Source organism: Demequina lignilytica, assembly GCF_030418375.1.
Lineage (GTDB): Bacteria > Actinomycetota > Actinomycetes > Actinomycetales > Demequinaceae > Demequina > Demequina lignilytica.
The window spans coordinates 14,108-37,711 of the sequence record NZ_JAUHPZ010000015.1 but is presented as its reverse complement, the minus strand read 5'-3'; the positions used below and the strand labels follow the sequence as shown (position 1 = coordinate 37,711).

20 protein-coding genes and 1 other RNA gene are annotated in these 23,604 nt (G+C 70.6%); 3 read left to right on the top strand and 18 right to left on the bottom strand.

Annotation, left to right across the window (positions count from 1 at the left end):
* Positions 1–2: 2 nt before the first annotated feature.
* Both QQX13_RS13490 and QQX13_RS13485 read right to left on the bottom strand, forming a co-directional pair.
* Positions 3–1,592, bottom strand: coding sequence for a hypothetical protein (locus QQX13_RS13490; protein ID WP_301121267.1), 1,590 nt, complete (start codon positions 1,590–1,592; stop codon positions 3–5).
* Positions 1,574–2,332 carry an ABC transporter ATP-binding protein gene (locus QQX13_RS13485; RefSeq protein WP_301121269.1) on the bottom strand — a complete coding sequence of 253 codons (759 nt, stop codon included), beginning with the start codon at positions 2,330–2,332 and terminating at the stop codon, positions 1,574–1,576. Before QQX13_RS13485 ends, QQX13_RS13490 begins: the two co-directional genes overlap by 19 nt.
* Positions 2,333–2,420: 88 nt before the next feature.
* Here QQX13_RS13485 and QQX13_RS13480 point away from each other — a divergent pair, with 88 nt between their 5' ends.
* The gene (locus QQX13_RS13480; RefSeq protein WP_301121271.1) at positions 2,421–3,302 is read left to right on the top strand and encodes a VOC family protein; all 882 of its coding nucleotides are present in this window, start codon (positions 2,421–2,423) and stop codon (positions 3,300–3,302) included.
* A 32-nt stretch (positions 3,303–3,334) separates the two neighbouring features.
* On the opposite strand, the gene QQX13_RS13475 is transcribed toward QQX13_RS13480, so the two are convergent.
* The 5 genes from QQX13_RS13475 to ssrA all read right to left on the bottom strand — a co-directional run bounded on the left by QQX13_RS13475 (position 3,335) and on the right by ssrA (position 6,964).
* Positions 3,335–4,189 carry a formate/nitrite transporter family protein gene (locus tag QQX13_RS13475; protein WP_301121273.1) on the bottom strand — a complete coding sequence of 285 codons (855 nt, stop codon included), beginning with the start codon at positions 4,187–4,189 and terminating at the stop codon, positions 3,335–3,337.
* Positions 4,190–4,257: 68 nt separating this feature from the next.
* Positions 4,258–5,235 (bottom strand): calcium/sodium antiporter, encoded by a 978-nt coding sequence (locus tag QQX13_RS13470; RefSeq protein WP_301121275.1) that lies wholly within the window; start codon positions 5,233–5,235, stop codon positions 4,258–4,260.
* A gap of 218 nt (positions 5,236–5,453) precedes the next feature.
* A complete protein-coding gene (locus QQX13_RS13465; protein WP_301121277.1) occupies positions 5,454–5,957 on the bottom strand; it encodes a PH domain-containing protein in 504 nt (167 codons plus the stop codon).
* Positions 5,958–6,052: 95 nt separating this feature from the next.
* Positions 6,053–6,334 (bottom strand): hypothetical protein, encoded by a 282-nt coding sequence (locus QQX13_RS13460; protein WP_301121279.1) that lies wholly within the window; start codon positions 6,332–6,334, stop codon positions 6,053–6,055.
* A 261-nt stretch (positions 6,335–6,595) separates the two neighbouring features.
* Positions 6,596–6,964: a transfer-messenger RNA gene (gene ssrA, locus QQX13_RS13455) on the bottom strand.
* A 232-nt stretch (positions 6,965–7,196) separates the two neighbouring features.
* On the opposite strand from ssrA, the gene QQX13_RS13450 reads away from it, so the two are divergent.
* The gene (locus QQX13_RS13450; protein ID WP_301121281.1) at positions 7,197–8,270 is read left to right on the top strand and encodes a fatty acid desaturase family protein; all 1,074 of its coding nucleotides are present in this window, start codon (positions 7,197–7,199) and stop codon (positions 8,268–8,270) included.
* 9 nt (positions 8,271–8,279) lie between these two features.
* Here QQX13_RS13450 and QQX13_RS13445 read toward each other — a convergent pair whose 3' ends face one another.
* On the bottom strand, positions 8,280–8,843 hold the full coding sequence (locus QQX13_RS13445; RefSeq protein WP_301121283.1) for a TetR/AcrR family transcriptional regulator: 564 nt from the start codon (positions 8,841–8,843) through the stop codon (positions 8,280–8,282).
* A gap of 188 nt (positions 8,844–9,031) precedes the next feature.
* Between QQX13_RS13445 and QQX13_RS13440 the strand changes: the two genes are divergently transcribed.
* A complete protein-coding gene (locus QQX13_RS13440) occupies positions 9,032–11,596 on the top strand; it encodes an MMPL family transporter (RefSeq protein ID WP_301121285.1) in 2,565 nt (854 codons plus the stop codon).
* Positions 11,597–11,683: 87 nt separating this feature from the next.
* Here QQX13_RS13440 and QQX13_RS13435 read toward each other — a convergent pair whose 3' ends face one another.
* From QQX13_RS13435 to QQX13_RS13395, 10 genes are all read right to left on the bottom strand, one after another.
* The gene (locus QQX13_RS13435) at positions 11,684–13,531 is read right to left on the bottom strand and encodes a DUF2207 domain-containing protein (protein WP_301121287.1); all 1,848 of its coding nucleotides are present in this window, start codon (positions 13,529–13,531) and stop codon (positions 11,684–11,686) included.
* A 73-nt stretch (positions 13,532–13,604) separates the two neighbouring features.
* The gene (smpB, locus tag QQX13_RS13430) at positions 13,605–14,075 is read right to left on the bottom strand and encodes an SsrA-binding protein SmpB (protein ID WP_301121289.1); all 471 of its coding nucleotides are present in this window, start codon (positions 14,073–14,075) and stop codon (positions 13,605–13,607) included.
* 70 nt (positions 14,076–14,145) lie between these two features.
* Positions 14,146–15,477 carry a M23 family metallopeptidase gene (locus QQX13_RS13425; protein WP_301121291.1) on the bottom strand — a complete coding sequence of 444 codons (1,332 nt, stop codon included), beginning with the start codon at positions 15,475–15,477 and terminating at the stop codon, positions 14,146–14,148.
* Complete coding sequence (ftsX, locus tag QQX13_RS13420; RefSeq protein WP_301121293.1) at positions 15,474–16,385, bottom strand: permease-like cell division protein FtsX; 912 nt, start codon at positions 16,383–16,385, stop codon at positions 15,474–15,476. The genes QQX13_RS13425 and ftsX overlap by 4 nt, the downstream gene beginning before the upstream one ends.
* Positions 16,382–17,074 (bottom strand): cell division ATP-binding protein FtsE, encoded by a 693-nt coding sequence (gene ftsE / locus QQX13_RS13415; RefSeq protein WP_301121295.1) that lies wholly within the window; start codon positions 17,072–17,074, stop codon positions 16,382–16,384. Before ftsE ends, ftsX begins: the two co-directional genes overlap by 4 nt.
* A gap of 244 nt (positions 17,075–17,318) precedes the next feature.
* On the bottom strand, positions 17,319–18,428 hold the full coding sequence (gene prfB, locus QQX13_RS13410) for a peptide chain release factor 2 (RefSeq protein WP_301121297.1): 1,110 nt from the start codon (positions 18,426–18,428) through the stop codon (positions 17,319–17,321).
* Between the two features lie 54 nt (positions 18,429–18,482).
* Positions 18,483–18,749, bottom strand: a complete 267-nt coding sequence (locus tag QQX13_RS13405) for a hypothetical protein (protein ID WP_301121299.1) — start codon at positions 18,747–18,749, stop codon at positions 18,483–18,485.
* 147 nt (positions 18,750–18,896) lie between these two features.
* On the bottom strand, positions 18,897–21,620 hold the full coding sequence (adhE, locus tag QQX13_RS13400) for a bifunctional acetaldehyde-CoA/alcohol dehydrogenase (RefSeq protein ID WP_301121301.1): 2,724 nt from the start codon (positions 21,618–21,620) through the stop codon (positions 18,897–18,899).
* Between the two features lie 325 nt (positions 21,621–21,945).
* The gene (locus tag QQX13_RS13835) at positions 21,946–22,050 is read right to left on the bottom strand and encodes an MFS transporter small subunit (protein ID WP_436968583.1); all 105 of its coding nucleotides are present in this window, start codon (positions 22,048–22,050) and stop codon (positions 21,946–21,948) included.
* A gap of 24 nt (positions 22,051–22,074) precedes the next feature.
* On the bottom strand, positions 22,075–23,463 hold the full coding sequence (locus tag QQX13_RS13395; RefSeq protein WP_301121303.1) for an L-lactate MFS transporter: 1,389 nt from the start codon (positions 23,461–23,463) through the stop codon (positions 22,075–22,077).
* Positions 23,464–23,604: the final 141 nt, after the last annotated feature.

The following is a 23,604-nucleotide window of genomic DNA, read 5'->3' as shown; positions in this document are numbered from 1 at the left end:
CGTCAGGCGACGGCGGCGAGCAGGCGGCCCGCCCGCTTGTCGTACAGGACGCCCGCGAGCGTGACGCCGCCCAGGTAGGCGGCCCCTCCCACGGCCAGTCCGGCGACCGCCGCGCCCCAGCCCCAGCGGGGGTCGACCACGAGGCCCAGCACGAACGGCGCGACCACGACCGGCAGCACCACCATCGCGACGGCGGACGAGACCAGCTGGGCCGCGAGCCCCGCGCCGACGGAGCCGACCTCCGCACCGAACGGGTTCTGTCCGGGGGCGGGGGTCCGGTACGGGGTGGCGACGGCGAACACAGCCGCGATCCCGAGGCTCACACCGAGCACGCCGACGGTGGTGCCGAGCAGGCTGCCCGCGTCCTCCCAGCGACCGGTCCACGCGACCGTCGCGAGCGCGACCAGCACGGTCACGGGGAGCCCCCAGGCGACCGTCGCGGACATGCGTCCGCGCATGACGGCGGAGCCGAGCCGACCCGACACCACGTCGAGCCACAGCCCGGTCGAGTCGAACGCGACGTCGTTGTGGCGGCCCCAGCCCACCGATGCGGCGAGCATGAGCGGGACGGCGTACGCCCAGCGGCCGTCGAGGTCGAAGACCGGCACGACCAGGATGAAGAACGATGCGGGCAGCAGCAGGACGCCCGCGAGCGACGCGAGGTAGCGGGGGTCGGACAGCCACGCGCGGCGCAGCCGGGCGTGGACGGCGGCGGCGGGGGCGTCGGTGGGGGCCGCGAGCGTCGGCGGCGCGTCGAGGACGCGGTCCTGTCGGCGGCGCGCACCCGAGCCGCGCGACAGCGGCCGCACCAGCGCCCTGGCGATGTTCGCATGCCACGCGCCGATCAGCAGCAGCGCCCAGCCGGCCTGCAGGCCGAGCCGCCACGCCGCACCCCACCAGTCGCCGTACGCGGCGGACCGCCCGACGGCGGCCCCCGCCCCGAGCGGGGTGAGCGCGAGCTGTGCGAGCAGGGTGTCGAGATCCGTCTCGACCAGGCCGCTGAGGCCCTCGATGAACAGCGACCGGGCGATCACGGCGCCGATGGCGAGGCCCACGAGCATGGTGGCGGCCGTGACGAGCTTGGCGCGCCGCGATGCCAGGAGGCGGGTGCCCCACAGCGCGGTCACGCGGGCGCCCACGATCATGCACAGGAGCGTCGCCGCGAGGCCCGCGTAGGCGACCGCCTGCACCGCCCAGCCCTCGTCCGCCCACACGGAGCCGATCACCGCGAAGGCGAGCGCGAAGAACACCGCGGGCAGGGTGAGGAGCGCCGCGACGAGCAGGCCCGGCAGGATCGCGCGGGCCGGCACGCCGACGATCCTGAAGCGGGCGGGGTCGAGCGTGTCGTCGAGGCTCGCGACCACCAGGGGCACCACCACCCAGCCGAGCCCGGCGAGCGCGGCGATCGCCACCAGCCCGTCGCCCCGGATCTGGGCGTCCTGGGTCGCGAGCGCGGCGCGGATCCAGACCAGCGACGGCAGCATCATGACCACCCAGAGCACGCCGAAGCCCGTGAGCAGGGCGCGCCACCACTCGCGCCGCAGCAGGTGGGCCGCGGTGCGGAAGCGGATGCCTAGGACCGCTGCAACCATGTGAGGTCCCGCTGGTCCTGCACGTCGCCCACGAGCTCGACGAACCGGCGCTCGAGGTCGGATCCGCCGCTGACGTGGGCGAGGGGCCCCGACGCGAGGATGCGGCCGTCGCCGACGATCGCGACGTGGTCGCACAGCCGCTCGACCAGTGCCATCACGTGGGAGGACATGATCACCGTCCCGCCGCCGGCGACGAAGGCCGCGAGGATCCGGCGGATCGCGCCGGCGGACACCGGGTCGACCGCCTCGAACGGCTCGTCGAGCACCAGCACGCGCGGCGCGTGCACCAGCGCGCAGGCCAGCCCGATCTTCTTGGTCATGCCCGCCGAGTAGTCCATCACCAGGGTGCTGCCCGCCTCCGCGAGGTCGAGCGCCGCGAGGAGGTCGTCGCGACGGGCGCGCACGGTCTCGCGGTCGAGCCCGCGCAGCCGGGCGGCGTACGAGATGAGCTCGGCGCCGGTGAGCCGGTCGAAGGTGTGGAGCCCGTCGGGCAGCACCCCGAGCAGCGGCTTGGCCTGCGCCGGATGCCCCCACAGGTCCACGCCGAGCACGGACACCGTCCCGTGGTCGGGCTCGAGCAGGCCCGTCGCCATCGACAGCATGGTGGTCTTGCCGGCGCCGTTGGGTCCGACGACGCCGTAGAACGAGCCCGCCGGGATGTCGAGATCGACGCCCGCGACCGCGGTGGTCTCGCCGAATCGCTTGACGAGCGCACGGATGGACAGGGCGGGGACGGTCACGCCGTCAGGCTACCGCCGCATCGTCGCCGCGCGGCATCCGTCACCCACTTACTTGTATCTACAACCAATGTGGGATACGGTGGCCTCCATGACCGCATCCCCGCACCTCTCCGACCGCATCGCGGCGGGTACCCGGATGGGCCCCGTCGAGCTCCACGTCCGCGACCTCGATGCGATGCTCGCGTACTACCGCGACGTGCTCGCGCTGGACCACCTCGCGAGCCACGGCGACACGCACGTGCTGGGCCGCCACGGCGTCGCGACCGTCACGCTGACGCGCTCCCCCGACCTGCCCGTGTTCGACCGCTCCGGGGCGGGCCTGTTCCACACCGCGGTGCTCTTCGACACCGCGCCGGGGCTCGCCGCCGGCGTCGCCCGCGTCGCGCAGTCCGGGCTCGGGCGCTACACCGGAAGCGCGGACCACCTGGTGTCGGAGGCCTTCTACTTCGACGACCCCGAGGGCAACGGCGTCGAGCTCTACCTCGACCGGCCGCGCGAAGCGTGGAAGCGCGACGCGGCCGGGCGCCCCCTCATGGACACGCTCTACCTCGACCCGAACGCGTTCCTCACGGCGCACCTGGGCGAGGACGAGCTCGCCGCTCCGACCGCGGTGGCCAAGGTGGGCCACGTCCACCTGCAGGTGGGCGACATCCCGTCGGCCAAGGACTTCTACGTGGGCGTGCTCGGTTTCGACGAGGTGCTCGACATGGGCTCCGCGCTGTTCGTCTCCGCCGGCGGCTACCACCACCACATCGGGCTCAACACGTGGAACTCGCGCGGCGCGGGACCGCGAGCCGCGTCGCTGGGCCTCGGCACCATGGACGTGGTGCTCCCGGCGGAGGATGACCTGGCCGCGCTGCGGGATCGCGTCGCGCACCGCGGCGGCACGGTCGACGACGACGGACGCACGGTGCGGATCCGCGACCCGTGGGGGTCCGAGCTGCGGTTCACCGTCGACGGCCGCGGCTGAGCCACGCCCTCCGGGCGGGACGATGCGCGGGCTCAGCCCTTGCTGAGGGCGTCCGTCTCGTCGGTCGACTCCCCGCGCGCCGGGGCGATGTAGGACGCCTCGAGCGAGTCCTCGCGGCGCGCCTTGCCCGCGACGAACGCGTACGCGACGCCGATCACCAGGCCACCGCCGACCAGGTTGCCCAGGCCGACGAAGACCATGTTCGTGCCGAAGTCGAGCCACGTGACGTCCACGGCCCCGCCCAGGAGGCCGAGCGCGAAGGTGGTCATGTTGGCGACCACGTGCTCGAAGCCGGCCGCGATGAACGCCAGCACGGCCCAGAAGATGATGACGGCCTTGGCGACCTCGTTCGTGAGACGGGCCGCCGCCCAGATCGCGACGCACACGAGCACGTTGCACATGACGCCGCGCCAGAACAGCTCCGAGGGCGTGTGGTCGATCTTGCCCTCGAGGTAGGTGGCGAAGAACTCCCCCGCCGGGCCGTGCGCGAGCACGCCAGTCTGGAGCAGCACCCACGCGAGCGCGAACGCCCCGACCATGTTCGAGAAGACGATCGCGAGCAGCACGCGCGCGCCCTGCCACCACGTGATGGTGCCGCGAAGGGCCCCGATCGGCAGGATCATCATGGCGGAGGTCGCGAGCTCCGAGCCGGCGAAGACCACGATCGTCAGCGCGGCGGCGAACACCGCCCCGGCGACCAGCTTGGCGGCGGGATCGCCCGCGACCGCGAAGGGGCCGGCGGCCGCCCACATCAGCGTGTCGCCGACGCCGATCCACATGCCCGCGAGCATCGCGGACACCAGCAGTCGCAGCGGGGTCCGGGCGAGCGTCACCTTCGCGGCGGCGGCGCGGGCGTGGACGTCGACGGTGTCGGGGAGAGTCAGCACTCCCACACGGTACGAGGCACGATCCGCCCGGGCGCGGGGCGAAGGTCCCCGGGGCGAGAGTCCCGGGATCAGCTCGCGGTCGTCAGCAGCAGCACCGTGTAGCCGATCCACGCGGCGAGCAGCACCGCGCCCTCGACGCGGTTGATGCGCCCGTCGCGATGGCGGTGATAGCCCATCACCACCAGCGCCAGCGTCATGCCCACCAGCACGGGGATGTCGCGGGTGAGCGCGGACGGGTCGTTCACGGACGGCGCGATCAGCCCCGCGAGGCCGACCACCGCGAGCGTGTTGAAGATGTTCGAGCCGATCACGTTGCCGAGCACCAGCTCGGTCGCGCCCTTGCGGGCCGCGACCACGGCGGCGGCGAGCTCGGGCGCGGACGTGCCGATCGCGACCACGGTGAGCCCGATCACCAGGTCCGACCAGCCGAGGCGCTCGGCGATGCCCACGGCGCCCCACACCAGCACGCGGGACGAGGCGACCAGGAGGAGGATGCCGCCCAGGGTCCATCCCCAGGCGGCCCGCCGGCTCATCGCCCTCTCCAGCTCGCGCTCCTCGATCTCGACGGCCAGCTCGTCGGCGGGGACGGTGACCGCCTCCCGCCTGCCCGTCCGGATGGACCACGCCAGCTGCGCGACCAGGACCAGCAGCAGCACCGCCGCGTCGAGGCGCGAGGTCTCGCCGTCGAGCATCGTGCCGACCAGCACCAGGGTGACCAGCAGGAGCACGGGCAGCTCGCGGCGCAGGACGCCGCGATGGACGACGATCGGCACCAGCAGCGCGGTGACGCCCAGGATGAGGCCGATGTTGGCGATGTTCGACCCGAGCGCGTTGCCCAGCGCGATCTCGGGATTGCCGCCCGCGGCGGCGAACGCGGAGACCACCAGCTCCGGGGCGGAGGTGCCGAAGCCGACCACCAGCATGCCCACCAGCAGCGGCGCCATGCCGAGGTGGGAGGCGACGGCGGACGCCCCTGCGACGAACTTGTCCGCGCTCCAGCCGAGCGCGACGAGCCCGAGGAGCGTCACGAGGATCGCCAGGGCCATGAGCCGAGCCTAGCGAGGAGGGCGGATCGGACGATGCGCGGGCACGCGAACGGCCGCCTCACCCGGGTGGGTGGGCGGCCGCTGACGAACCGCAAGGGACGAATGGAGATGACCGTCACGTTCACGGAGTTCTCCCGACTTGGGGCTCTTCCGTTGAGGGTCAGCCAGCGCGAGCCTCAAGCGGCGATGCGTCGTCCGGCAAGCGGCTGCCCCTGGGACTAGATACCGAATGCGCGCACGATTGCCCACCCGTACAACGCGATCAGCGCGACAGCGTGCCAAGAGGCACCAGTCCACTCGCGGGCCACCACGACCGGGCCGTCGACAGGTGAGACGTCAGCGAGGGCCGTGCGGAGCTCGCCTGCGACCTTGTCCACGCGTGTGGCTCGTCCCAGCATCAGCATGAGGTTCGTCGCCTGGATGGCCCAGCACTTGAGCTCCCTGCCGTCGACGAGTTCGATCACCAGGCGCGCCTCGCCCTGGGAACGGACCGCGCGCACGGCTCCCGCAGCGCACCGGTGCGACACGAACACGTTCCGAACGACGAGCTCATCCCCTTCGAGAACAACCCGTGCGCGGAACCCCATCGCCGAACCCCACACGACGAGGAACATGGCCGCGAGCCCGAACACCAGGGCGTCCGACATGTCGCCGTCACCCGCGCTCTCATGCGCACCCACCAGCGCTGCCGCGGTCGCAACGGGGTACAGAAGCAGCGCCACGACCATCCGCAGCTGCCACGATGCACGCCAGATGCGGGGTGGCGGCGTCCGCGCAACCGTCGCGACTCCGCGTCGGGTGCGGGTCCCGCGCGGGGTCATGGGTTGTTCTGCTCGCTGCGCGCCGGCTCATTTCGCCCACCGCGCGCCCGGGGCGTCACCGAAGCGGTCGCCACGCCGGGGTCACGCGCCTCGACAGCGCCCTGGCTCTCGCGCCGCATCTGAGTCCACGACACCAGCACTGCCGCACCCGAGAATCCGAGCTCCGGCCAGAGCAGCGCAGAGTTGAAGTAGACGCCCGCGCCACAGAGACCGCCCGCCGCGACGAGACCGGGGAACGCGGCCGCGAGCAGCTTGTCGATTCGCTTCGTCTGCGCCACCACGCACCCTTCTCGGACGATCCCGCGTACCCGATCGTAGCCACGCGAGCAAAGCACGCTTCGGCTCTGACAAGCGCGTTTCGTTTCGTCCATCACTCGCGCAGGATTGGCGTGCGGCCCACCATGTCAGGTCGGCCAGGCCGGCCGCGATTGACAAGGCACAGTCTTGTCGCGCCTCCACGCTTGGGAGGAACACACCCGGGCACGCGAACGGCCGCCTCACCCTGGTGGGTGGGCGGCCGCTGACGAACCGTACGGGATGAGTGGAGATGCCGGGAATCGAACCCGGGTCCGCATGTCCAAACCGAAGTCTTCTCCGGGCGCAGCCTGAAGAAGGTTTTCTCGGCCCCTCACCCACCATCAGGCAGGTGGTGAGCGGGCTCAGTCATCTAAGAGTCCCGCAGCCCCCGATGACGTGAGGCTGAAGCAAGTTCCCTAGTCGACGCCAGGATCCGGGTCGGGAACACCCCCGGGCTGACGGACTTCATGGCGCTCGCTTAGGCAGCGAGGGCGAAGTCGGTGCGCTTGGAATCGGCACCTATTGGTTTGCAGGGGTCGTTAACGAGATAACCCTGCGTTCTCGGCCCGCTTCCCTTCGGAAGTAAACACACGTCGAAACCGATCATCCCCTGTGCAGTTGTGACTTCATTCTACCGGGAGGTCCGACACCGCCCAAGCCCCCTCCGGGGCCCGCGGCGCCGCAGCGCCCGCCCCCGGCCGAGCATCGTCCCTCCTTCCTGCACGACTCGCCCGCGCCCTCTCGCCAGCGAACCTACGGTCCCGTAGGGTTGCGGTCATCCGCACGACGAGCCCTCGCTCAGCCCCCGACCGGGAGGTCACCCCCACACCCCCCAGGAGAGGCATGCCCACCTCGCAGCCCGCCGCGCCCTCGTTCCCCCTCAACCCCGTCACGCAGTCGTTCGCCCCACTGGCCGCGACCGTGCGCGAGATGGGCCTGCTGCGCCGCAGCTACGGGTTCTACTCCGGATTCGGCGCCGCGCTCGTGCTGGCGCTCGGGGGCGTGATCACGGGGTTCGTCCTGCTGGGCGACTCCTGGCTCCAGCTGCTGATGGCCGCGGCGCTCGGCGTGGTCCTCACACAGGTGGCGTTCCTGGCCCACGAGGCGTCGCACCGCACGGTGCTCGGCTCCGGCCCGGCCAACGACCGGCTGGGGCGTGTGCTCAGCACGGTCATCGTGGGCGTGAGCCACCAGTGGTGGATGACCAAGCACACCCGCCACCACGGCAACCCGAACACGGTGGGCAAGGACCCCGACATCGAGAAGGACACCATCTCCTTCCTCGAGGACGATGCGCGGGAGTCGCGCGTCCTGATCCGCGCCATCACCCGCCGCCAGGGCTGGCTGTTCTTCCCGCTGCTCACGCTCGAGGGGCTCAACCTCCACTACCGCTCGATCGCGTCGCTGATCACGTCCGGCACCCGTCGCCAGCGGTGGATCGAGCTGCCCTCGATCGCGCTGCACTTCGGGCTGTACCTGGTGCCGGTGTTCTGGTTCCTGCCGCTGGGCATGGCCTTCGCGTTCGTCGGCGTCCAGATGGCAGTGTTCGGCGTGTACATGGGCGCGTCGTTCGCGCCCAACCACAAGGGCATGGCGATCATCCCGGCGGGCACCCGTGTCGACTTCCTGTCCAAGCAGGTGCTCACCAGCCGGAACATCCGCGGCGGCTGGGCGATGTCGATCCTCATGGGCGGCCTCAACTACCAGATCGAGCACCACCTGTTCCCGTCGATGGCGCGGCCGCACCTGGCACGCGCCCGGGAGATCGTCCGCGAGCACTGCGCCACCGTCGGCCTGCCGTACACCGAGACGTCGCTGCTCCGCTCCTACGGCATCGTGGTCGCGTACCTCAACCGCGTGGGCCTCGCGGCCCGCGACCCGTTCGACTGCCCGGAGCGGGTCGCGCTCGGGCGCTGACCCCCGGGCTCAGCGCTCGGGCGAGAGCCCGGGGAGCCCGAGCACGATCCGCCAGATCCACCGGCCGGCCTCGTCGGCTCCGGGCCGGTCCTCCTGGGCGAGCCATTCCCCGATCACCCCGAGCACCAGCCCCGTGATCCCCGCCGCGACCACGTCGACGGGCACCTGGCGCGGCATGATCGGCTCCGCCTCCGGCGCGAGGCCGCGGATCGCGTCCCGCGCGTTCGCGCGCAGCCGTGCGAGCACCGCGCCGTAGCCGGGCTCGCTGAACACCCGCGCATAGAGGGCGGCGTGCGCCTCGATGTGCGCGAGGAAGCCCAGGAGCGCCTGCGGCGGGTCGGGCGAGGCGAAGTCGATCTCGCCCAGCTGCGCCCCGGCCTCGTCGGCGATCAGGTCGAGCGCGTCGGCGAGCAGCGTCTCCTTGTCGGAGTAGTGCTGGTAGAAGGTCGACCGGTTGACACCCGCCCGGGCGGCGATGTCGCTCACCGAGATCTCGTCGACGCCGCGCTCGCGGGCGAGCGCGAAGAGCGCCTCCTGCAGGCTGCGGCGGGTTCGGACGATGCGGGCATCCACGGGGAGATTGTGGCATCACTTCCTGGGCCTTGGCCACATGAAAACCAACAGTTGTCGCAGAACTGGGTTTTCTGACCTAGACTGACCGCAGGCCCAGGCCACGCCCGACCGCCCGGTCGAGGCGCCCGCCGGCCAGGCAGCGTCGCCGCCCTCACCTGCTCCGTCCCCACCCTGAGAAAGGCACACCTGTGGCCCACCTCCTCTACCGCATCGGCCGCGCGGCCGCGCTGCGCCCGATCGTGGCGATCGTCGCGTGGCTGCTCGCGCTCGGCGTCGCCGGCGGCTCGTTCGTCGCGTTCGGCGGCACGCTCACCGACAGCTTCTCCATCCCCGGGCTCGAGACCGAGAAGGTCACCGAGCAGCTCACCGAGGAGATCCCGGAGCTCGCCGGCGGGTCCTCGCGCGCGGTCTTCCAGACCGTCGACGGCGAGCCGTTCACCGCCGAGCAGGAGCAGGCCGTCACCGAGGCGCTCGCAGCCGCGGAGACCGTGGACTCGGTGACCGGCGTGGTCGACCCGTTCGCCACCCAGGCCCAGCTCGAGGCGCAGGCGGCGCAGCTCGCGGACGCCCCGCAGCAGATCGCCGACGCCCAGGCCCAGCTCGACGCCGGCCAGGAGCAGCTCGACGCCGGCCAGGCCCAGCTCGACGCCGCGCGTGCCGAGCTCGAGGCGGGCCAGGCGCAGCTCGACGCCGCGATCCAGCAGGCCCAGGACGCCGGCACCTACGAGCTCGCGAAGGAGCAGCTCGATGCGCAGCAGGCGCAGCTCGACGCGGGCCTCGCCCAGCTCGACGAGCAGCAGGCGACCATCGACGCCCAGCAGCAGCAGATCGACGACGGGCTCGCGGAGCTCCAGGCCCAGACCGAGCAGCTCGACCTCGGCGCCCAGCTCGCCGAGGCCGCCTCGGGCATCACCACCGTCTCGGAGGACGGCACCACCGCGCTCGGCATCATCCAGTTCGACGCGAGCGTCTACGAGGTGGTCCAGGAGGACAAGGACGCCGTCATCGAGGCCGTCCGCGAGGCGACCCCGGAGGACGTCACCGTCAACTTCTCCGCCGACATCGCCACCTCCGTCGAGGGTGTGATGGGCGCCGGCGAGATCGTCGGCGTGCTCCTCGCCTTCGTGGTGCTGATGGTGATGATGCGCGCCATCTGGCCCGCGCTGCTGCCGATCGTCACCTCGGTGCTGGGCGTGGGCGTCGGCGTCGCCACCGCGCTCGCCTTCTCCGGCGTGGTCGAGATGTCCTCCGTCAGCCCGATCCTGGGCGTGATGCTCGCGCTCGCGGTGGGCATCGACTACTCGCTGTTCATCGTCAACCGCCACCGCCAGCAGTACAAGCGCGGCATGGATCTCCACGAGTCGATCGGGCTCGCGAACGGCACCTCGGGCAACGCGGTGGTCTTTGCGGGCTCCACCGTGATCGTCGCGCTGCTCGCGCTGAACATCACCGGGATCCCCTTCCTCGGGATCATGGGCTCGGTCGGCGCGTTCTGCGTGGGCATCGCCGTCCTGATCGCGGTGACGCTCACGCCGGCGGCGCTCGGCCTGATCGGGCACCGCGTGCTCGGCAGGAAGGCGCGCGCGACCATCGGCGCACCCGAGCACGCCGAGGCCCCCGTGAAGCCGATGCGCACCGGCCGCGCGCTGCTCCGGTTCACCGCCGCTGTGGTGGGGCTCGCCGTGATCGCCATCCCCGCGATGTCGATGCGCCTGGGTCTGCCGGACGGCACGCAGGAGCCCCAGGACTCGACCCAGTACATCGCGTACAAGACCGTCGACCAGAAGTTCGGCGAGGGCCTCAACGGCACGCTCCTGGTGACCGCCGACCTCCCCGAGGCGGTCGCGGACGAGGACCTGCTCGCGGCCCAGGTCGCCGTGGTGAACGCGCTCATGGCCGACGAGGACGTGGCCGCGGTCGCGCCCGCCGGATCGTCCGCGGACAACAGCTTCCTCGCGTTCCAGGTGATCCCGCAGGAGGGACCGTCGAGCGAGACCACCGTCCAGCTGGTCTCGGACCTGCGTGAGCTGTCACCGCTCGACGACGGCACCGTGATCGGCGTCGCCGGCGAGGCGTCGGGCAACATCGACGTCTCCGAGAAGCTCGACGCGGCGCTGCCGGTCTACCTCGCGATCGTGGTCGGGCTGTCGATCATCATCCTGATCGTGGTGTTCCGCTCGCTGATCGTGCCGCTCATCGCGACGCTCGGGTTCGTGCTGTCGCTGTTCGCCGCGTTCGGCATGGTCACCGCGGTGTTCCAGTGGGGCTGGCTGGGCTCGCTGTTCGGCGTGCACGACCCGGGTCCGATCCTGAGCTTCCTCCCCATCCTGCTCACGGGCATCCTGTTCGGCCTCGCCATGGACTACCAGCTGTTCCTCACCACCGGCATGCGCGAGGCGTACGTTCACGGCCTCGACGCGCGCCGCTCGGTGGTGGCGGGCCTGCGCCACGGCCGCGCGGTGGTGACGGCCGCCGCGATCATCATGGTGTCGGTGTTCGGCGGCTTCATCTTCTCCCACATCGCGATGATCCGGCCCATGGGCTTCGGCCTCGCGATGGGTGTGCTGTTCGACGCCTTCGTGGTCCGCATGGTGATCGTGCCGTCGCTCATGCACCTCGTCGGCGAGAAGGCGTGGTGGCTCCCGGCCTGGCTCGACCGCATCCTGCCGAACGTGGACGTCGAAGGCTCCGCGCTCGAGCGCGAGCACCCGGTGCCGCACGCCGAGGAGGAGTCGGAGGCCGCGACCGCCTGACGGCCCGGCTCAGCACGCGAGACGGCCCGCACCCCTGCCCGGGGAGCGGGCCGTCTCGCATCTGCGGTGAGCGGGCGCGGGGCGTGATCACCAGCCTCCGCCGCCGCCACCGCCGCCGCCACCACCGGAGAAGCCTCCGCCGCCGCTGAAGCCCGAGCCCCCGCTCGAGCCCGGGGTCGGCGCGCTCATGGCGGCGTCGGCGAGCGTCGCGAACTCGTTCATCCGGGTGCCGAAGCCCGCGGCGTGGGCCCAGAAGAACCCGTAGGCCGCGCCTCGGTACCAGGTCGGCTCGGCCAGCCGCACGCCCTGAGCGGCGAGCGCCTCGAACTTCTTGGACCACTGCTCGGCGACGCCGAACGCGATCGCGAACGGCAGATAGCGCCCGAAGACGTCGTGACCCTCCTCGAACCGCAGCTGGTTCGCCTCGGCCGTCTTCAGGTACAGCTCGAAGCCGCGCGTCTCGGCCAGCACGCGGGTCCCCTCGGCGGTCCGTGCGGGCGCCGCCATGGTGGTCGCGAGCATCATGATGCCGAGCACCACCAGCGGCACGCCCAGCAGCGCGAGCGTGGTGGTCGCGGCGAGCAGGATGGTCAGCAGCACTCCGCCGACGAGCAGCGCGACGCCGATGCCCGCCCACTGGTTCCTCGCGTGCGAGGGGTTCCGGTTGAACCAGCCCTGCGCGGTGACGTTGCGGTACAGCTGCGCCTGGACCTTCGCCATGTCGGCATGGAACGTGGTCTTCAGCTCCGACAGCGTCACCCGCTGCCGGCCCTCGAAGACCGCGTCGATCAGCATCTGCTCGTACGGGAAGAGACCGGCGTCGGCGTCGCGCAGGCGCACCAGCGCGTAGTCACGGTCCCCGCGTCCGTCCGCCGGCGCGACCTCCTCGATGACCAGGTAGCCACGCACGGCGAGGTCGACCACCGTCGCGGTCACGTCCCGCGGGTCCGCCTTCTCGTCGATCAGGGTGCCCAGCTGCCCGGGCCTGAGGCCCGGCGGCGGCTGGAAGGCGACCGCCACGGCCGCCCGCTTGTCGCGCCGCTCGGTCGGCGCCTCCGCCCCGAGCGCGGGCGAGGTCCCGGGCACGATCCCCGCGTACTGCTGGTCCGCTCCCACGTGGAGGAGCCTCCGCGCCAGCACCCAGAGCCCGCCGATGAGGATCGCCGCCGCGCCTCCCACGGTCCACGGGGTGAGCCGGAAGGCGTGCGCCAGGTCGTTGCTCTCGATCAGCGCCGGCTCGGTGGAGAACGTCCCGGTCGGGTACAGCACATCCACGGTGAAGGGCTGGCCCGGGTCCAGGGCGTCCTGCGTGAAGGTGGCGCGACCCCCGCTCCCGGCGGCCGACGTGCACGGGTCGGCGACGCCGGGGCGCCCCGCCCAGCACTGCTGCGCCTGCACGTCGGCGGCCCCGTTGACGGTGACGGTGATGTCGCGGATCGGGGTGGTCCAGCCGTCGCCGATCACGTTCCAGTACAGCTCGTCGCCGGCGATCCCCGTCGAGGTCTCGTCGGCGGTGGTCTCGTTCATCACGTCGTGCACGGTGTACGTCAGCACATACGTCTGCACGCCCGAGACGTCGTCGATCGACTCGTCGCCCACCCTCACCGACGTGTAGCTCCGCCCCTCGTCGAGGTAGACCCTCGCCGGCGCCCCTGTCGGCGACTCCGCGGCCACGTCCGTGACCGCGTAGAGCCGGTCGAACGTCTCGTCGTACCCCTGCCGCGTCACGAAGGTCCAGTAGGGACCGTGACCCGGGTCGTTCCCGAAGTCGAAGTCGATCTCGACGCGGACCCGCGCCGAACCGTCGGGCTGCAGGTCGTAGGTCGCGTCCCAGCGCTCCACGCTGCGGCCGCCGTCGGGCGCCTCCGCGTGGGCCGCGGCGGGGATGAGCACGGCGGCGAGGGCGGCCAGGAGCGCCAGGGCGGCTCTTCTCATGGCCCCCATCATGCCGGACAGGAGGGACGATGCGGTGGTCTCCCGCGCATCGTCCCGCGCCCGGGCGACGGCGTCAGGTGTTGATGCGCCGCTGCGTGCCGAAGGCCCGCTCCGCCTCGCGCTTGTCCTGCTTCTCGCGCAGCGCCTGACGCTTGTCGTGCATCTTCTTGCCTCGGGCGATGCCGATCTCGAGCTTCGCGCGACCGTTCAGGAAGTACATCCGCAGCGGGATGATCGTGAAGCCCTTCTCGCGGGTCGCCTGCTGCAGCTCCTCGATCTCGTGGGTGTGCAGCAGCAGCTTGCGCTTGCGCCGCGGCGCGTGGTTGGTCCACGTGCCCTGCGCGTACTCGGGGATGTGGAGGTTGTCGGCCCACGCCTCGCCGCCGTCGACGTAGACGTAGCCGTCGCCGATGGTCGCGCGCCCCTGGCGCAACGACTTCACCTCGGTGCCGGTGAGGACGATCCCAGCCTCGAAGACGTCGTCGACGAAGTAGTCGTGGCGCGCGGCGCGGTTGGTCGCGATCACCTTCTCCGCCTCGACCATGGCTCACCTCCTCGACTGCTGGTCCTGCTGATGCGGCCCTCCAGTCTAGCCGGGTCCGCGCCGCGCGGGGTCAGCCGCCGATGAGCGTCATCGGATCGACGGTGTCGCCGTTGACGTACACCTCGAAGTGCAGGTGGCAGGCCGTCGACGTGCCCGTGTTGCCGGAGTAGCCGAGCAGCTGGCCCTGGGTGACGTACTGACCCGAGCTCACCACGGAGCGGGTGAGGTGGTTGTAGCTGGTCATGAGCGACTTGCCGTTGACGATCCCGTGGTCGACCATCACCTGGTTGCCGAACCCCGACATCCAGGTCGACCACTGGACCCGGCCCTCGCGCGCGGCGTAGATGGGCGTGCCGCAGTACGCGCGGAAGTCGGTGCCGGCGTGGAGACGCCAGTAGTGGAGCACCGGGTGGTAGCGCATGCCGTAGGAGCTGGTGATGTACGGCACCGCGGTCGGGTAGGCGAGCACACCCTTGGCGATGGTGCCGGTGTTGTTCGCGGCCGCCTCGGCCGCCTTGCGCTTGGCCTCCTCCTCGGCGAGCTTCTTCTTGACCAGCTCCTTGATCTTGTCGCGCGTCGCGTCCTGCTGCGCCGCCAGCTCCTTCTGCTTGGCGATCGCCTGGGCCTTCTGCGCCTCCAGCTCCTTCTTGATCGCCGTCTGCTCCGCGATGATCGCGTCGAGCGCGGCCTTCTTCTCCTCGGCGATCGCCTGCAGGCGTTGGGTCTCCACCACCAGCGCGTCGGCCTCGGCCTTGAGCTCGACGATGTAGTCGCGGACGGCCTCCTGACGAGCGCCGCGGTTGCGGTTGACCGCCGCGATCTCCTCCATGTCGGCGAGCGCGTTCGACTGCACGCGGGAGGCGTTGTGTTCGGCGGCGAACGCGTCGATGAACTCCTGCGACGTGGTCGACCCGAACACCAGGCCGAGAGCCTCGTCGTCACCCACCCCCTGGTACTGGGCGCGGGCGAGCGCGGCGACGATGTCCTGGAGCTCGTCGATGCGGGCCTCGTCGGCGGTGATCTGGTCGGAGATGGCCTGGTCCTGCGCCTCGGCGGCCGCGAGCTTGTCCGCGACGAGCTTCTGCTGGACCAGGGCCTCGTCGACCTTGTCGTTCGCCTCGTCCAGCTCCGCCTGCGCGGCGGGCAGCTTGGCCTCGGTCTCGAGGAGCTTCTTCGCCGCCTCGACGATCGCGGCATCGGTGTCCTCGAGCTCCGCCTCGAGCGCCTCGATCTTCTTCTCCAGCGCCTCCTGCTGCGCCTTCGCATCGTCGATGTCGTCGTCGTAGCTGGACGCGGTCTGGAAGCCGCCCATGGCGGACGCCCCGGACAGCGTGAAGCCCAGCAGCAGCGCGAGCGCGAACGTGCCGGCCGCGGCCACGAGTGCGATGCGAGAGCGGATCATGCGCGCGTGTACCTCCCCAGCGTCACCACCGAGGCGACGGCGGCGAGGCCCACCGCCACCACCAGCAGCCACGGCGCGACGGTCCAGACGTCCGCGGTGCCGATGTACCGGACCCAGGTCACCGAGCCCTTCAGCCAGTCCTCGACCAGGTACGTCACCCCGAAGTACAGGCCGCCCACGGCGAGCAGCGCTCCGCCGGTCGCCGCGACGGCACCCTCGAGCATGAACGGCATCTGGATCAGCGAGCGGGACGAGCCGACCATGCGCATGATCTGGGTCTCGCGTCGACGGCTGAGCGCGCTGAGGCGGATCGTCGTGGTGATCAGCAGCATCGCCGCGATCAGCATGACGCCCGCGAGCGCGGCGGCGACCACGGTGGCGGCGTTGAGGAACCGGAACAGCTCGGAGAAGATCTCCCGCTGGTCACGCACCACGTCGACCCCCGGCAGCCCCTCGGTCGCGTCCGCGACCACCTCGAACTGCTCGGGGTCCGCCAGCTTCACGCGGAAGCTCGGCTGCATCTGGTCCGGGGTGAGGCTCGACCAGATCCCCTCGGAGTCGTTGGCGACGAACTTGTCGTACGCCTCCTCGCGCGACTCGTAGTAGACGGTGTCGACCAGGTCGCTCAGCGCGCCCTCCTCGAGCACCGCGCGGATCGCGGCCTCCTGCTCGGGGGTGGCGGCACCCTCCGCGCACTGCTCGTTGGTGGAGTTCTCCGGGCACAGGAAGATCGAGATCTCGACCTTCCCGTACCAGTCGTCCTTGAGCTGGTCGATCTGCATCTGGGTGAGCGCGGCCGCGCCGACGAACATCAGCGAGACGAACGTCACCAGCACCACCGACAGCGCCATGGTGCCGTTCCGGCGGAGCCCGTTGACGACCTCGCCGAGGATGAAGCGCAGCCTCATACGCGCTCCAGCCCGTAGACCCCGCGGTCCTGGTCGCGGACCAGCTGGCCGCCCCTGAGCTCGATGACGCGCTTGCGCATCTGGTCGACGATCTCGTCGTCGTGCGTGGCCATCAGCACCGTCGTGCCGGTGCGGTTGATGCGGTCGAGCAGGCGCATGATGCCCACCGAGGTGCCGGGATCGAGGTTTCCGGTCGGCTCGTCGCACAGCAGGATCGGCGGGTGGTTGACGAACGCGCGCGCGATCGCCACGCGCTGCTGCTCTCCGCCGGAGAGCTCGTGCGGCATGCGCCGCTCCTTGCCGGACAGGCCCACCAGCTCGAGCATCTCGGGCACGGTCGCCTGGATGTGGTGCTTGCTCTTGCCGATCACCTGCAGCGCGAACGCGACGTTCTGGTAGACGGTCTTGTTCGGCAGCAGGCGGAAGTCCTGGAACACCGCGCCGATCTCGCGACGCAGGTGCGGCACGCGCCAGGCGGAGAGCTTGTTGAGGTGGCGGCCCGCCACGTAGACGTCTCCGCCGGTGGGGCGCTCCTCGCGCAGGATCAGCTTGAGGAAGGTCGACTTGCCGGATCCCGAGGACCCGACCAGGAACACGAAGTCCCCTCGCTCGATCTCCACGGAGACAGAGTCGAGGGCGGGGCGTGCGCCCCGCTTGTAGACCTTGGTGACGTCATCGAGTCGAATCATGCGGTGATGGCGTGCGAGGGGTAGGACCCGCACCTCTCCAGCATCGTAGGAATGCGGCTCCGGCGCTCGGGGGAGGCGCGCCGCGACCCGCGTGCCCGATTGGTCACATGTCGACCATCGGTGCTTCCTTGAGCTTCCCTCCCGGACGGTGCGCACGGATCTGGGCGCGACACGCCGAGCCGAACCGCGCATCGTCCCGCGACACACCGCCGACCCGGGACCGGTTCCGTGCGGGCTGTCCGGGTTACTCCGCGTTCTGGCCGGCGCGGCGCCAGCGGATGCCGGCGTCGATGAACCCGTCGAGGTCGCCGTCGAAGACCACCTGGGGGTTGCCGACCTCGTAGCCGGTGCGCAGGTCCTTGACCAGCTGCTGGCCGTAGAGGAAGTAGGAGCGCATCTGGTCGCCCCACGACGCCTTGATGTCGCCCGCGAGCTCCTTCTTCTGCGCGGCCTCCTCCTCCTTCTTGAGCAGCAGCAGGCGCGACTGGAGCACGCGCATGGCGGCGGCGCGGTTCTGGATCTGCGACTTCTCGTCCTGCATCGACACGACGATGCCGGTCGGGAGGTGGGTGAGGCGCACCGCGGAGTCGGTGGTGTTGACCGACTGGCCGCCGGGGCCCGAGGAGCGGAACACGTCGACCTTGATCTCCGACTCGGGGACCTCGATGTGGTCGGTCGACTCGATCTGCGGGATCACCTCGACCGCGGCGAACGAGGTCTGGCGCTTGTCGGCCGAGCCGAACGGGCTGATGCGCGCGAGCCGGTGGGTGCCCGCCTCGACGGACAGGGTGCCGTAGGCGTACGGGGCGTTGAGCTCGAAGGTCGCGGACTTGATGCCGGCGCCCTCGGCGTAGGAGGTGTCGAGCACCTTGGTGGAGTAACCGTGCCGCTCGGCCCAGCGCAGGTACATGCGCAGCAGCATCTCGGCGAAGTCGGTGGCGTCGTCGCCGCCGGCGCCGGAGCGGATCGTCACCACGGCGTTGCGCTCGTCCCACTCCCCCGTCATCAGGGTGCGGACCTCCATGGCGGCGAGGTCGGTCTTGAGCTTCGCGAGCTCGGCGTCGGCCTCGGCGAGGGTCTCCTCATCGTCGCCCTCGGTGCCCAGCTCGACCAGCACCTCCAGGTCGTCGATCCGGCTGCCCATGCGGGTGACGCGCTCGAGCTCCGCGTTCGCCTGGCTGAGCTGGCTGGTGACCGCCTGCGCGTTCTCCTGGTCGTCCCACAGGTCCGGGGCAGCCGCCTGCTCCTCGAGCTCGGCGATGCGCGCCTTCAACCGGGTCGGGTCCGTCACCGCCTCGATCTGGGAGAAGGTCGAGCGGAGTTCCTGGATCTCGGTCGCGAAGTCGGTGGCCACGAGCGTCAAGTCTAGTGGCGGACGGGCGGCGCAGCGCCCGGACGTGGGGCCCGGTCAGCCCCCGGTGACGGAGTCGAGCGCGTCCTTGGCGCTGTCGACGGCGTCGTTCGCACTGTCGACGGCCTCGCCGACGCTGTCCTGGATCTCCTCGGCGCGCTCGCTCGCCTCCTCCGCCACCTCGTTGGCCTTCTCGATCGCGTCCTTGGCACCGGAGGTCGCGTCGGCGATCGACTGCTCGACGTCGCCGCAGCCGGTGAGCGACAGCGCGAGCGCGCCGGCCGCGAGGGCGACCACGATGCGACGGACGGACGGCAGGGCCATGAGACGCCTCCAGAGGTAGGGAAGGGCTCCAGCGTAGGTCACCGACGCATCGTCCCCGGGCAGAGGGAAGGGCCCCCGATCCTTGTGGGATCGGGGGCCCTCCTGGAGAGGACTACCGGGGCGAGATCACCCCAGGAGCCAGATCTGTCAGGCCTTCTTCGCGGCGGCCTTCTTGGCGGGAGCCTTCTTGGCCTCCACCTTGGGCGAGGCCTCGGTCTTGCGGCCGGCCTTCACCTGGTCCCAGGTGGTGCCGTAGTACGCGGCCTCCATCATCACCTTCATGTCCTCGAGGATCGGAAGGCGCGGGTTGGCGGGGGCGCACTGGTCGGCGTAGGCGTTCATGGCCAGGGTGTCGAGGCCCGACATGAAGTCGGTCTCGTCGACGCCGACCTCCTGGAAGGACCGCTCGATGCCGACCTTGTCGCGCAGCTCCTCGACGGCCTTCGCGTAGGACTCCACGCCCTCCTCGGGGGTCGAGGCCGGGAGACCCAGCATCTGGGCGATCTCCTGGTAGCGCTCGGGGGCGACGTAGGACTCCGCCTTGGGCCACGAGGTCGGCTTGGTCGGGACCTTGCCGTTGTAGCGGATCACGTGGGGCAGGTAGATCGCGTTGGTGCGACCGTGCGCCACGTGGTGGGTCGAGCCGGTGACGTGGGACATCGCGTGCACCAGGCCCAGGAAGGCGTTGGCGAAGGCCATGCCCGCGATGGTCGCGGCGTTGTGCATCTTCTCGCGCGCCTTGACCGCGCCGCCGCCGACCGTGACGGACTCCTCGATGTACTGGAAGACCATCTTGATGGCCTGCAGGGCGAGACCGTCGGTGTAGTCGTTCGCGTACACGGAGACGTAGGCCTCGGTGGCGTGGGTCAGGGCGTCGAAGCCGGAGTCGGCGGCCACGCGCGACGGGAGGTTCGCGGTGAGGACCGGGTCCACGATCGCGACGGTCGGCGTGAGCGCGTAGTCCGCGAGCGGGTACTTGCGGCCGTTCTCCGGGTCCGAGATGACCGCGAAGGGGGTGACCTCCGAGCCGGTGCCCGAGGTGGTCGGGATGCAGACCAGCTTGGCGAGCTCGCCCAGCTTCGGGAACTGGAAGGCGCGCTTGCGGACGTCGAAGAACTTCTCCTTCAGGTCCGCGAAGTCGACCTCGGGGTGCTCGTACAGCAGCCACATGACCTTGGCGGCGTCCATCGGCGAGCCGCCGCCGACCGCGATGATCGTGTCGGGCTTGAAGGCGCGGAGGGTCTCGGCGCCCTTGCGGACGGTGGAGACGCTCGGCTCCGGCTCGACGTTGTCCATGATCTGGACGGAGACCGGGTTGGTGCGGCGGTTGAGGACGTCGAGGACCTTGTCCACGACGCCGATGCGGGTCATGGTCGCGTCGGTGACGATCGTGACGCGCTCGACACCGTTCATGTCGTGGAGGTACTGGATCGCGTTCGGCTCGAAGTAGGTCTTGGCCGGAACCTTGAACCACTGCATGTTGTTGTTCCTCCGGCCGATCCGCTTGACGTTGATGAGGTTCACCGCGGTGACGTTCGCGGACACCGAGTTGCGGCCGTAGGAGCCGCAGCCGAGCGTGAGGGACGGCATGAAGGCGTTGTAGATGTCGCCGATGCCGCCGTGCGAGGACGGGGAGTTGACGATGATGCGGACGGCCTTGCAGCGCTTGCCGAACTCCTTGACGAGCTCGTCGTCGGTCGCGTGGATCGCGGCGGAGTGGCCCAGGCCGTGGAACTCGACCATGCGCTGGGCGTACTCGAGGCCCTGCTCGGTCGACTCGGCCTTGAGGACGGCCAGCACCGGCGCGAGCTTCTCACGGGTGAGGGGCTCGGACTCGCCGACGGTGGACACCTCGGCCAGGATGATCGAGGTCTCCTCCGGGACGGAGAAGCCGGCCTGCTCGGCGATCCACTGCGGGGTCTTGCCCACCACGTTCGGGTTGAGCTTGGCGCCGGCGCAGTTCTCGCCGTTGGCCTGGACGCCGAAGATGAACTCCTCGAGCATCGCCTTCTCGGCGGGGGTGGCCATGTACGCGTGGAGCCGGTCGAACAGCGAGAGCGCCTCGTCGTAGATCTCGGCGTCGAGGATCACGGCCTGCTCCGACGCGCAGACCATGCCGTTGTCGAACGCCTTCGAGATCACCAGGTCGTTGATCGAGCGCTTGAGGTTCGCCGACTTGTGCACGTAGGCGGGGACGTTGCCCGCGCCGACGCCCAGGGCGGGCTTGCCGCAGGAGTACGCCGCCTTGACCATCGCGTTGCCGCCGGTCGCGAGGATCAGCGCGACGCCGTCGTGGTTCATGAGCGCGTTGGTCGCCTCGATCGAGGGGGTCTCGACCCACTGGATGCAGTGCTCGGGGGCACCGGCGGCGATGGCCGCGTCGCGCACGATCTTGGCCGCGGCGATCGACGACTTCTGGGCGCTCGGGTGGAACGCGAAGATGATCGGGTTGCGGGTCTTGAGCGCGATGAGCGACTTGAAGATCGCGGTCGAGGTGGGGTTGGTCACGGGGGTCACGCCGGCGACGACGCCGACGGGCTCCGCGATCTCGATGATGCCCTTGATCGGGTCCTCGTTGATGATGCCGACGGTCTTCATCGGCGCCATCGAGTGGGTCACGTGCTCGCAGGCGAAGATGTTCTTGACGGCCTTGTCCTCGAACACGCCGCGGCCGGTCTCCTCGACCGCGAGGACGGCGAGCTCGCCGTGCTGGTTCAGGGCGGCGACCGAGGCCTTCTTGACGAGCAGGTTGACGTCGTCCTGGGTGAACGCGCTGTAGGCGTCGAGCGCCTTCTTGCCGTTCTGGACGAGCTGGTCGATGGCGTCGGCGACGGAAACCGTGGCCTTGCTCTCCGGGGCGGTGGTGGTCATCTCTATCTGGCTCCTCTGTGCTGGGCTTCGACCCCCTCCGGGCCTCATCCCCATGTCCCTCAACGTACGCCCGGGACCGGGACCTGTCTCGCGGCGAAGGTCCCGGGGACCATTGGCCTACTACCAGGGGTTTTATACCCCACGGGGCATATTTTCCAGGGAGGATGAAGGGACAAATCGGACACGCATCGTGCCGTGCACGACCGCCCATGAGGACGATGCGGGGGTTGCGTGGAGCGCCACGGGCGCCCCGGGCATCGTCCCGTCCCGGCACGACGCGGGGCCGGCATCCCGCAGGATGCCGGCCCCGCGCCACGGCCGGGCGTCAGCCCGTGAACAGCGCGAATGCCTTGACGGCGGTCTGGCTGATCCCGTAGATCAGCCCGGCCCCGACGAGCACCCAGAGCACGTACGCGAGGGGATTGGTCACCCCGGGGGTCCTCCGCTCCATGGCTCAGCCCTCCTTTCCCGCGCCCGCGAGCGCGGGCTCCTCGATCTCGGCGGCGTGGTGCCGCTCGTGGTCAGGCACCGCGTCCGCCGCCTCGTGCCAGCGCGCGTGCACCGGCCGCACCAGCAGGTTCGCGATGAAGCCGATCGCCAGCACGCCCACCATCACGAGCATCGACGGGCGGTACAGGTCCGCACCCTCGAGCCCCTGACCCTCGAGGATGTCGAGCAGGCCGTTGATGATGAGCGGACCCGCGACGCCGGCGGCGGACCACGCGGTGAGCAGCCGCCCGTGGATGGCCCCCACCTCGAACTCGCCGAACACGTCCTTGAGGTACGCCGGGATGGTCGCGAAGCCGCCGCCGTAGAAGCTGATGATCAGCACCACCAGCGCCACGAACAGCGCCACGTTGACGGGCCCGAACAGCGCGACGCCCGTGTAGGCGAGCGCCCCGACCCCGAGGTAGATGACGTACATCGCCTTGCGCCCGATCACGTCGGAGAAGCTGGACCAGCCGATCCGGCCACCCATGTTCGCGAGCGACAGCAGGCCGACGAAGCCGGCCGCCGCGGCCGCCGTGACGGCCGGGAAGTAGTCCTCGATCATGGGCTTGGCGTTCTCGAGGATGCCGATGCCCGCGGTCACGTTGGTGAACAGCACCAGCCACAGCATCCAGAACGGGAAGGTCTTGATCGCGTTCTTCGCGCTCACCTGTCCGCCGCTCGAGACCTTCGCAACGTGCTCGGTGGGCTCCCAGCCGTCCGGCTTGTAGCCCTTCGGGGGGACCCTGACCACCGCCGCGCCCATCAGCATCAGCGAGGCGTAGAGGCCGCCCAGCGTGAGGAACGTCGGCACCAGCGCGTCCGCCTCGGTGTCGCCGTAGGTCTTGAGCAGGAACTGGGTGAGGGGTGCGGCGAGCAGCGCGCCACCACCGAAGCCCATGATCGCGAGACCCGTCGCGAGGCCCGGCCGGTCCGGGAACCACTTGATGAGGGTCGACACCGGCGAGATGTACCCGAGCCCCAGGCCGATGCCGCCGATCACGCCGTAGCCGAGGTAGACCACCCACAGCTGGCCGATCGACACGCCCAGACCCGCGATCGCGAAGCCGCTCACCCAGGCGGCCGCGGAGATCACCATGGTCTTGCGCGGGCCGTTGCGCTCCATCCACCGGCCGCCGAACGCGGCCGACAATCCCAGCATGACGATCGAGATCGAGAAGATCACGCCGATCTGCGTGTGCGAGGCGTCGAACCTGTCGCGCAGGGCGTCCTTGAGGACGGAGTAGGCGTACACCTGGCCGATGCTGAGATGCACGGCGAGGGCGGCGGGCGGCACGAGCCACCGGTTGTACCCGGGTGGCGCGATCGTCCGTTCGCGGTCAAGGATGGACATCGTTGTTCTCCCTTCGAAAAACCCCGGCGACAGCGCCATTGCTTTTCGAAAGACGCCGGTGTCAAGCGGCATCCTCCCGGACTCGCGGACCCGATTCGGGGGACCTTGGTCACACGCCTGCGCGGCCGCGATCGGATGGAC

What these genes read in the sequence shown, in the direction of transcription:
- QQX13_RS13490 (WP_301121267.1), bottom strand. Translation starts at nt 1,592, where the DNA reads ATGGTTGCAGCGGTCCTAGGCATCCGCTTCCGCACCGCGGCCCACCTG.
- QQX13_RS13480 (WP_301121271.1), top strand. Translation starts at nt 2,421, where the DNA reads ATGACCGCATCCCCGCACCTCTCCGACCGCATCGCGGCGGGTACCCGG.
- QQX13_RS13470 (WP_301121275.1), bottom strand. Translation starts at nt 5,235, where the DNA reads ATGGCCCTGGCGATCCTCGTGACGCTCCTCGGGCTCGTCGCGCTCGGC.
- QQX13_RS13450 (WP_301121281.1), top strand. Translation starts at nt 7,197, where the DNA reads ATGCCCACCTCGCAGCCCGCCGCGCCCTCGTTCCCCCTCAACCCCGTC.
- QQX13_RS13435 (WP_301121287.1), bottom strand. Translation starts at nt 13,531, where the DNA reads ATGAGAAGAGCCGCCCTGGCGCTCCTGGCCGCCCTCGCCGCCGTGCTC.
- smpB (WP_301121289.1), bottom strand. Translation starts at nt 14,075, where the DNA reads ATGGTCGAGGCGGAGAAGGTGATCGCGACCAACCGCGCCGCGCGCCAC.
- QQX13_RS13425 (WP_301121291.1), bottom strand. Translation starts at nt 15,477, where the DNA reads ATGATCCGCTCTCGCATCGCACTCGTGGCCGCGGCCGGCACGTTCGCG.
- ftsX (WP_301121293.1), bottom strand. Translation starts at nt 16,385, where the DNA reads ATGAGGCTGCGCTTCATCCTCGGCGAGGTCGTCAACGGGCTCCGCCGG.
- ftsE (WP_301121295.1), bottom strand. Translation starts at nt 17,074, where the DNA reads ATGATTCGACTCGATGACGTCACCAAGGTCTACAAGCGGGGCGCACGC.
- QQX13_RS13405 (WP_301121299.1), bottom strand. Translation starts at nt 18,749, where the DNA reads ATGGCCCTGCCGTCCGTCCGTCGCATCGTGGTCGCCCTCGCGGCCGGC.
- adhE (WP_301121301.1), bottom strand. Translation starts at nt 21,620, where the DNA reads ATGACCACCACCGCCCCGGAGAGCAAGGCCACGGTTTCCGTCGCCGAC.
- QQX13_RS13395 (WP_301121303.1), bottom strand. Translation starts at nt 23,463, where the DNA reads ATGTCCATCCTTGACCGCGAACGGACGATCGCGCCACCCGGGTACAAC.